General features: G+C 56.6%; 12 protein-coding genes. 8 read left to right on the forward strand and 4 right to left on the reverse strand.

The window, feature by feature from the left end:
* Positions 1-98: IS1 family transposase (locus ACT3R7_RS20130; protein ID WP_000851394.1), on the forward strand; the 98-nt coding region annotated here is incomplete at its 5' end.
* Positions 99-108: 10 nt separating this feature from the next.
* On the opposite strand, the gene ACT3R7_RS20135 is transcribed toward ACT3R7_RS20130, so the two are convergent.
* The 3 genes from ACT3R7_RS20135 to ACT3R7_RS20145 all read right to left on the reverse strand — a co-directional run bounded on the left by ACT3R7_RS20135 (position 109) and on the right by ACT3R7_RS20145 (position 2,744).
* The gene (locus ACT3R7_RS20135) at positions 109-282 is read right to left on the reverse strand and encodes a PIN domain-containing protein (RefSeq protein ID WP_496199421.1); all 174 of its coding nucleotides are present in this window, start codon (positions 280-282) and stop codon (positions 109-111) included.
* Between the two features lie 132 nt (positions 283-414).
* Positions 415-2,367, reverse strand: a complete 1,953-nt coding sequence (gene traI, locus ACT3R7_RS20140) for a TraI/MobA(P) family conjugative relaxase (protein WP_193092897.1) — start codon at positions 2,365-2,367, stop codon at positions 415-417.
* The gene (locus ACT3R7_RS20145; RefSeq protein ID WP_000896705.1) at positions 2,364-2,744 is read right to left on the reverse strand and encodes a plasmid mobilization protein; all 381 of its coding nucleotides are present in this window, start codon (positions 2,742-2,744) and stop codon (positions 2,364-2,366) included. The genes traI and ACT3R7_RS20145 overlap by 4 nt, the downstream gene beginning before the upstream one ends.
* Before the next feature lie 485 nt (positions 2,745-3,229).
* On the opposite strand from ACT3R7_RS20145, the gene ACT3R7_RS20150 reads away from it, so the two are divergent.
* The 7 genes from ACT3R7_RS20150 to ACT3R7_RS20180 all read left to right on the forward strand — a co-directional run bounded on the left by ACT3R7_RS20150 (position 3,230) and on the right by ACT3R7_RS20180 (position 6,927).
* Positions 3,230-3,439, forward strand: a complete 210-nt coding sequence (locus tag ACT3R7_RS20150) for a TraC family protein (RefSeq protein WP_193092896.1) — start codon at positions 3,230-3,232, stop codon at positions 3,437-3,439.
* Positions 3,440-3,441: 2 nt separating this feature from the next.
* Positions 3,442-3,666 (forward strand): hypothetical protein, encoded by a 225-nt coding sequence (locus tag ACT3R7_RS20155; RefSeq protein WP_001565720.1) that lies wholly within the window; start codon positions 3,442-3,444, stop codon positions 3,664-3,666.
* Between the two features lie 268 nt (positions 3,667-3,934).
* The gene (trbJ, locus tag ACT3R7_RS20160) at positions 3,935-4,726 is read left to right on the forward strand and encodes a P-type conjugative transfer protein TrbJ (protein ID WP_193092895.1); all 792 of its coding nucleotides are present in this window, start codon (positions 3,935-3,937) and stop codon (positions 4,724-4,726) included.
* 2 nt (positions 4,727-4,728) lie between these two features.
* A complete protein-coding gene (locus tag ACT3R7_RS20165) occupies positions 4,729-4,911 on the forward strand; it encodes a hypothetical protein (protein WP_001565722.1) in 183 nt (60 codons plus the stop codon).
* A 41-nt stretch (positions 4,912-4,952) separates the two neighbouring features.
* Positions 4,953-6,452 (forward strand): P-type conjugative transfer protein TrbL, encoded by a 1,500-nt coding sequence (gene trbL / locus ACT3R7_RS20170; RefSeq protein ID WP_193092894.1) that lies wholly within the window; start codon positions 4,953-4,955, stop codon positions 6,450-6,452.
* A complete protein-coding gene (locus tag ACT3R7_RS20175; protein WP_001565726.1) occupies positions 6,449-6,622 on the forward strand; it encodes a hypothetical protein in 174 nt (57 codons plus the stop codon). The genes trbL and ACT3R7_RS20175 overlap by 4 nt, the downstream gene beginning before the upstream one ends.
* Positions 6,619-6,927, forward strand: coding sequence for a hypothetical protein (locus ACT3R7_RS20180; protein WP_001297325.1), 309 nt, complete (start codon positions 6,619-6,621; stop codon positions 6,925-6,927). Before ACT3R7_RS20175 ends, ACT3R7_RS20180 begins: the two co-directional genes overlap by 4 nt.
* 741 nt (positions 6,928-7,668) lie before the next feature.
* Here the strand turns inward: ACT3R7_RS20180 and repC are convergent.
* Entirely contained in the window at positions 7,669-7,905 is a 237-nt protein-coding gene (gene repC, locus ACT3R7_RS20185) for a replication protein C, IncQ-type (RefSeq protein ID WP_185752975.1), read from the reverse strand.
* Between the last annotated feature and the right edge of the window lie 301 nt (positions 7,906-8,206).

Consider the following 8,206-nt stretch of genomic DNA (forward strand, 5'->3'; position numbering starts at 1 on the left):
CGGCACGGCTGGGACGGAAGTCGCTGTCGTTCTCAAAATCGGTGGAGCTGCATGACAAAGTCATCGGGCATTATCTGAACATAAAACACTATCAATAAGTTGGAGTCATTACCCAATCACCCTATCTTTATTTCGTTCGTACTCGGCACGTATCAGATCGGGCAGTAGTATTTTGATACTCCCATCCTGCACCAGATGTTCTATGGCAGTAAGCATCGGCAATTCAGCTTTTTGAGACGAAATATCAAGCCAAACACATGTATCGAGCATTATTAGATGCATTAAAGCTCCTACTAATTATTCTTTCCAAGATTCAACCCATACACTTTATGGGATAATGCCTCGTCAGCATAGAACAGTGCCAATAACGCAGGACAACCTACTTTCTGACGAGTCATTGAACGATGTTTTCAGCTATATCAGTCCATTAGAGCGGTCCTTCGGTTGCATCTGCCTACGCTGTGGGGCCACGCCTGGCATATCGCTCGCCTCTCCCTTTTTGGTGTCCTTCGGAGCGTATACCTCGGTCTGAAAGGCCTTCTCCATTTCCTTATGCTCGGCCGTCTCGCGGCGCATACGCTCCATCGCCGGATCGGTGAACGTGACCTTAAGGCCGTGCATACCGGCGAGCTGGGCGACTTCAAGCCGGAACTCGTCTGTGCCTTCCACGATGAGGGCTTGGCCCTCGAACCGCTTGGACGCCAGTTCGAGCGCAACCAGTGCCGCGCCGGTCGTGGCTTTCTGCGCCTGAACGTGCGTCTTCCGGTCGATCACCATGCCGCCGTCGATGGTACTGTACGCCATCGTCCCGTCTTTCCGGGCCTTGGGCTTGAGCTTGTCGAGAACAACAGCCTTGGCCTTGTCGGCCCGGTCGGCGGTCAGTAGCTCCCCGTTCCAGCGGCGTGTCCGTTCCTCGCGGTCGCGCAGCACGGCCAGCGCCTCGGCGTTGCCGCGCTCGGCCTGCTGCGTCAGCCAGTCGGCCCAAGTGGGCATCGTCGTCTGTTTGAACAGCGCCTGACGGCGAGCGTCTGCGCTCTGCCGGTTCTTTTGGCGCGAGGCGTCGGCCTGCTGTTTGATAGTGCCGTACATCAGGCGTTTGGTCGGCCCCTTGCCCGCGACCTTCAAAAGCATTCGCTCTGTCTGGCTCCACTGCTTAACCTGCGCATTGAAAGCTGCACTCTCGCGCTTGATCTGGTCGAGGCCCTGACGGCGGGCCAGAATGGCCGCCTGTCGCTCGCGCTGGTACTGATTGAACAGGCCCGCTGTCGTCGGGTTATCCGGCCGCCGGGGTCGTGGCTCGTACCGCTTGCGGTTCGCCTTCGCCTCGGCCTGCCGTTCGGAAGGCTGGAACGGGCCAAGACGGTCAGTTAGGGCCTTCATGGAAAGGTCGCGGCCGACGTTGCTGGCCTTCGCCCAAATGCCTGAATCTGGCTCGCCGATGACAAGGCCAGCGCCGCGCTGGCGAACCTCTAGGCCGTGTTCGGCCGCTGCGCCGTGCAGCTCCTGCCAGCTCGTCGCCTGTCGCATCGCCGGGGCCAGCTCGCAGGCCGCGTACCCGGTCAGCGTCTCGATGCCGGACTGCGCCTCCACGCTGGCCACCTTCGCGCCGATGCGGACTGGCTCCGCTTTATCTGCTGACTGTCTCTGTAGACGGGTATCGGACAGCTTGCGCAACCCGTTCAGGGTTTTGGCTTCAGGAGGCTTCGATATGCTGAGGTCGTAAGCGTTTCTAAGGTGTTCACGGAATAGGCTGTCGCGCTGCTCTGGGGCTTTCGCTGGCAACAGCTCAATGTCGCGGTTCTGATGCCGCTGCTTTGCCTCCAGACCATGAAACGTTGTTTGCAAGCCGTGCTCTACCTCAAGACGCTCACAGGCCTCCATCAGGCGGAACTGATCGTAATAGGGTTCAATGTTCTGTAACCCGGTCGGGTGAACCTTGTTGATGGCCACATGCACATGCAGGTTATCGGTGTCGATATGAACCGCTGATACACGCTGGTGCTCATCGAGGCCGATGGCAGCGCATAGTTCGTCTTCGATGGCGTGCAGCGTCTCAAGGTCTGGCTGCTCGCCGGGCGGGAAGGAATAGACAAAGTGGTAGGTCTTTTCCGCCTTCGACCTGGTGTTAGCCGCTTGCGTGGCTTGGATCAAGATTGCGGCATCTGCCGGATCATCCGTGCCGCAGTTGGTAACGCGGTAGCTGGCGACCTTCTCGCCCTCGGTCGTGCCATTGGCGGAATCCAGAATGTAATCGGCCGTGCGCTCCCAGCTCGTCGGGTCAATGCCGCCCTTGGCCGCCACCATATACTTGATTAACCGGGCTGGGCTTGAGGCCTTGCGTTCACGGTTGATGCGATGTGCGATCATTTGGAAATCCTCCCCATGAGCGCCCGCATGTCCTCTTGGATTGCGCGGAAATCCATCATCATCGCTTCTACGTCAATCGGTCGCGCGCCCTGACCGCGTTTCTCAGCGAGCCACAATTTCAGCAATCCGGCCACCCGGCCGAGGTCGCCATTCACCTTTGCCAACTGGCGGACAGCTTCCAAATCGGCCCGTGAACCTATAGGCAGATTCAGCCCAACAGCGCGAAGGAAAGCGGCATTCGACAACCCCGCCTGATCGGCCCTTTCGGCTAACTCTTTTTTCTCATCAATGCTGACCCAAACCTCAATTCGCTCCCGCCGTGGACGTGTCCCACGCGAATGCGGCTTGATAGCCTCAATCGCATTTTCACCGGCCATAAGCCTTTCCTCTTTGGTGTAAATGTCGCGGAGCGACTGACAGCCTCGCAGAGCAAGATGCCGTCGAACCGCAGGTGAGTAAGGGGCGGTGTTGGACTGGTGCGGGCTTGCCCGTACCGGTACAACACACATCTTGCCGTACTGCTTCATGCGATTCTATGCGACTGGAGCAGAATGGCCAGTAAAATATGGCGTAATCGCGTACATTCGCGCTAATTCGCATACATTCGCGTAGCATCGCATTAATCAATTCTTCTAATCGCATAGAATCGCATACATTCGCATAAAAACGCGTTTCCGACTGAGTTCATGAGCATCAGGGACGGACTGACACCAAACTGACACCAAAAGGAGGGGGCTTTGAGAGGCCATCAGCTAGGCCAGCCAAATCTAAGTCTTGTAAATTGCTCGACTCGGGTGAGAACATAGCCTCCGTTTACGCGCTTTTTTTCGAAACTCGATCATCAAGAAACAACGGAGTAATCATGGCACGAAAAACCCTCGCAGAGCGCCGTTCTGATGCCCTTTCAGAGCTTGAAATGGCGAAAGCCAGATTGGCAAAACTCGACAATGAGGCAGCAGAAAGAATCGGAAGAATTGCAATAAAGTCAGGATTGGTTAATCTTAAGCTTACGGACGATCAGGTCCGGGAAGAATTCGACAGAATCGTGGAAAGGATCAGCAAGGGGAATTGATCATGAAGACAGCTCACCGCATCAGCGCATTGGCCAATCAACTCAACGAACTGCAAGCCTGCCTCGGTCGAGCCAGTGGGCGGCCTAGCAACAGCGTTATGGAAGCCCAGCGCATAGCGGCCGAGCTGGCTTCTTCACTCGAAGATTGGCACCTTGAAACGCTACACATTCCTGAACCGGAGCGTGACCTCTATCGCGCACAGAATCCCTATTACGCTGCCCACTGACGCCGCGCACTGCCCTATCAAAAGCTCACTTCGGTGGGCTTTTTTTTGTCCGCAAAACGTATCAAAACGGACAACCAAGCTCGTTCCGCTCGTCATGAAAAACGCGTTCAAAATCATAGTTTTGAACACCAATCGCGGGAAGCTTGACGGACAGTTACGGACATAAACCGTTGAATTCTATGCGGATACGAGATTATCCGCATATTTAAAACTGCTCCATATCGGTCAATAATCAAATCTCGGACGATGACAAAACGAGGCATTCGGTATGGAACTAGAATCGCAAAAAATGTCGGCTCATGCCGCCCGAAAATTCGGTCGAGGCGCGGCGCTCGCTCTTGCAATGGCAAACGCAGGCCTTGGTGTAAGTCTCTACATGGCACCGGCTCCGGCCTATGCCATCTACTGCTCGAACTGCTCGACGTTCTATCAGCAGATGTACGAGTACGCCGAAGCGGTCAACACGCAACTGAACACGGCCCAGCAGTTGCAGACGCAGATCCAGCAGTACGACAACATGATTAAGCAGGGCATGTCACTGCCCAGCCGCATGTTCAACACCATCACTGGCGACCTTCAGCGCGTGGCCAGCGTCTACAACTCGGCGCAGTCGCTCGGCCGCAACATCAGCAATCTGGACGAACAGTTTCGCCAGCAGTTCAAGGGCTATGACAGCTATCTGAACTCGATTGGCCAAGGGCAAAACAACATGCCGCAGCGCTATCGGGACTGGGCACAATCCGGCTTCGATAACGCCCGCACGGCCATGCAGGCCGCTGGCGTAAATACGAGCACATTCGAGGATGAGAACGCGATGCTGGATCAGTTGGTGAGCCGTTCGCAGTCGGCCGTTGGCCGTCAGCAGGCCATTCAAGCCGGGAACGAGATTGCGGCGCAGAACGTGCAGCAGCTCCAGAAACTGCGCGATCTGGTGGCCACGCAAATCACCCTGCAAGGCAACTACATGGCCAAACAAACCGAACAGGAAGCCGTGAAGGACGCGGCCAGTGAAAGGTTCTGGGGAGGTACAGACACTCCCGGCCCATCCAAGGGGTTTTGATTATGACGATTTCTAAGATTCTTCTTTTGGTGTTGTGTCTCGGTTCTGCTGTGGGTGGGGCCGTAATGACTAGCGTCGTCATTTCTTCGGGCGAAGAATGTTCGGCTTCACAGAAGCAAAAAGCGGCGGCTACCAAAAAGTTCTGGGAAGGGAAAGACGAACCCGGCCCGTCGAAGGGGTTTTGATTATGAGTAGACCACTCTTTCTAAGTTGCGTCGGGATAGCCATGCTGTTGATGACCGGGAGTGCAATGGCCGCCGGTTTACAAAGTAATGTGGAGATGAACGGGCTGCTAACAGACATTCATAATGCGTCTGCTCAGTGGGGGCCAAAGTTGCAGGGCTATGCCAGAAACTTGCTGTTCCTGCTCGCTGGGATTCAGTTTGTTTGGACGTTCGGCAACCTGATTTGGCAAAGCGCCGATGTTGGCGAAATGTTCCGCGAGCTGATCAAGTTCGTCATGACGATAGGCTTTTTCCTTGCCTTGCTGACGTACTCCACAGAGTGGAGCACGGCTATCGTGAACAGCTTCCGCGAAGCGGGATCGCAAGCCTCCGGGTTTGCGCAGGAGTTGATGCCCGGTGACGTGTTCACCTTAGCTATCAAATTGGCACAAAAAGTCCTGTCGAACATTTCGTTGTTTGACCTCGAAACTGCGGTTGTGATTGCGCTATCCGGCGTCATCATTTTGCTGTGCTTCGCGTTCATCGCCGCGTTTATGTTCGTTACGCTTGTCGAGTCGTATGTGATTATCAATGCGGCCGTGCTGTTCATCGGTTTCGGCGGCTCACAATGGACACGGGAATTTGCAATAGCCCCGCTTCGCTATGCCGTTGCGGTAGGCGCTAAGCTGTTCGTCCTGACCTTGATTGTCGGCCTGATTATGTCCGTATCGGACAGGTGGTTCGCCAACTACGACGGCACTATTGGGCCAACATTGACACTATTGGGCCTGTCCTTGGTGTGCGCCTATCTGTCTCGGTCTATCCCGGAGCTGATTGCGGGCATGATCACCGGCTCATCATTTGGGGGAGGCAGTGCGATCGGCGGCATGGCAATGGCGGCCGCTGCGGCGGCTACTGGCTTGGCGGCAGGCACCATGATGGCGGGCGGCGCAAACGCGGCCGGTGGTGCTGCGGGTGCTTTGGGCGGCGGTTCTGGTGGTGGCGCTGGCAGTGGACTGGCCGACAGCATCAATGCCAGCATGGCCGGTGGCCAGCAGAACCCCGCAGCGTCCGCCATGCCGTCCATGAACAGTGCGGCGACCACAGGAACGGCAACGGGCGGTAGCGCAGCAGCTCAGTTAGCCGGTTCTCGCGTCGGTGGCTCGCAGGCGGGCAAATCGCCGTCAGGTAGCGGCATCAACAGCCAGAGCGACACTCCGCGCAGCAGTGGTCTGAGTGGGCCGCAGCAGGCGGCGCAAACACTGAAAAAAGCGGCCTCCGGCGCGAACAACTTGGCTAGTGTGGCCGCCCGCGGCCTCGGGACGCTCGCCGCTATCTCTGTGCCGGGTATGGAAGGCGCGGCGAGCATGGGCGGCGGCCCCCCACCGCAAATGCCTGACAGCGATGAGGGTGACGAAAAACGTCCAGCTAACAGCGGTGTATCCGCGGATGTTGCCGAAGAAACAAACGTTATTCGTCCCGCACAAGAACCGTCCGCCGCCCCGGCTCAGCCGAACGGCGTGGAGAAATCCAACAACCCGAAACAGGAAGGTGAGGCATGAACCCGTATAGCAAACCAATCCCCGGCACCCTTGCTCGCATGAAGGTGCCCGGCATGTCAGCGGAAGCGGTGGCTAAGGCTGACGCGCCAATAGCTGTTGGGAACCGCCAGAGCGATGAAACCCAATCAACTGCTGCCAAGGCGGCCAATGCACCGGAGACTGACCAATGATTGAATATCTGATTTTTTGCGTGGTGGCCTTCGCTGCCGCCTTCGGCATGTACTTGCTGCGCGAATACCTGCGCTCGCGGGGCTATGGGCCGCAACTCGATGCGTTTGCGCGGTGGCTGGAACCACGAGAGCAACGCATGAACCGTTATCGCTTTAAGGCTGCTAATGGCCTGTTTGGGGCGGCGCAGTCCATCAACCGCCTGCCCCTGTTCGGAAGCAAACATCAGGTGGTGATGATAGAGCAACTGCGCATGGCCATCATGTCCGAACAAGCACTAAGGGAGCGCCAGCAGCGCCGCAAATGATCTCGCCCGCCCTGCCAAGTGCAGGGCTTTTTTATGGGCACCAAAAGAAAGGCTCCGGCCGATCCGGCCCTACGTCTCGCAAATCGGCTGTAATGACAGCGTAAGCGCTTTTATGGTCCTCCCCGCCACCACAACTCTAGCCCCCTCTGAAAACGGCTCTCCGGGCCGCCTGCGAAGCCTGACACTCGTTTCAAAGTAGGGGCAGCCGCCCCTGTGAAGATAACCCCGATACACGGGGCACAGGGTCAGTGGGGGCAGCCGTCTATTACACACCGCAAAAACGGCGTGTATCGCGCTGTGAGAAGTTTTCACACATGATAGCCATAACCCCATTCCGACACTGAAAAAACGCCGCCACGACCTATACGGGAAGGATTCTGGAACGCTTTCGCAGGCCGTTAGAGGCCTTATGTGGGTTTTGGCCCTGCCCTTCCCTTTTTGGTGCCTGATGTCTTTTTGCCGGTTTCAACGGCTCGACCAGGTGCTGCGACCGGTGGGTAATCGACGGAACTAACCGCGTCGACGACGGCAGGCCCGCCCTACCTTTTTTTGGTGCCCAACGGCCGTAGGCCGACCAAGAGCAGCAAGCGATGAGCTGCGCCATCAAGGCGCGGCGCTTAGCGCGCATGCTGGAGATTCTTAGAGAATCTTGGATGGAATTTGCGAACGGCCCGCAAAGGCCCGCCGTTGCTGGGTTTTCAGAAACTGGCCGGGTGCCGTTAAGCAGGGGGTTGGGTACTGTTAAATAGGGGGTGAGGTGCCATTAAACAGGGGGAGCAGCGTTACGGTCGGATGCCTTGGGTCGCCCGTTTCCCATTTGCCCTTAGCGTACTCGTCCAGCCTCCAACCCACGGCAGCAAGCTCGGCCAGCGCCTTGGGGCGGAGCGAACGCCTTTCATGAGGGAGGGGAGCTGCCGCGAAGCGGTGGGAACCCCGCAGGGGCCACGCTTTTGGATCGTGGCGCGATTTCGCACCAATAGGAGTTCCGAACTAACGGATGGGGGCCATCGACTTATGCACAGGCAAAAGGGTTTTAAACAGTTTTATATATAGTTTTAAAAGATTTAGCGTAAAAAGAAGGAAATTTACTCTTTTAATTCAATGAATTACGCGCAATGCCGGTTCCTAATAGACGGATACCGGTTCCTAATAGACGGCGAAACGGTTCCTAATAGACGGTTTCAGGTTCCTAATAGACACTCTATCCACAGCGTGGCGGGTTGTTCCCACTTTGTCCGTAAACTGTCCGTCAATCAAAATGAAAAAAGCCCGCAACGGG

Source organism: Halomonas sp. AOP43-A1-21 (genome assembly GCF_052376775.1).
Taxonomy (GTDB): Bacteria; Pseudomonadota; Gammaproteobacteria; order Pseudomonadales; family Halomonadaceae; genus Vreelandella; species Vreelandella colorata.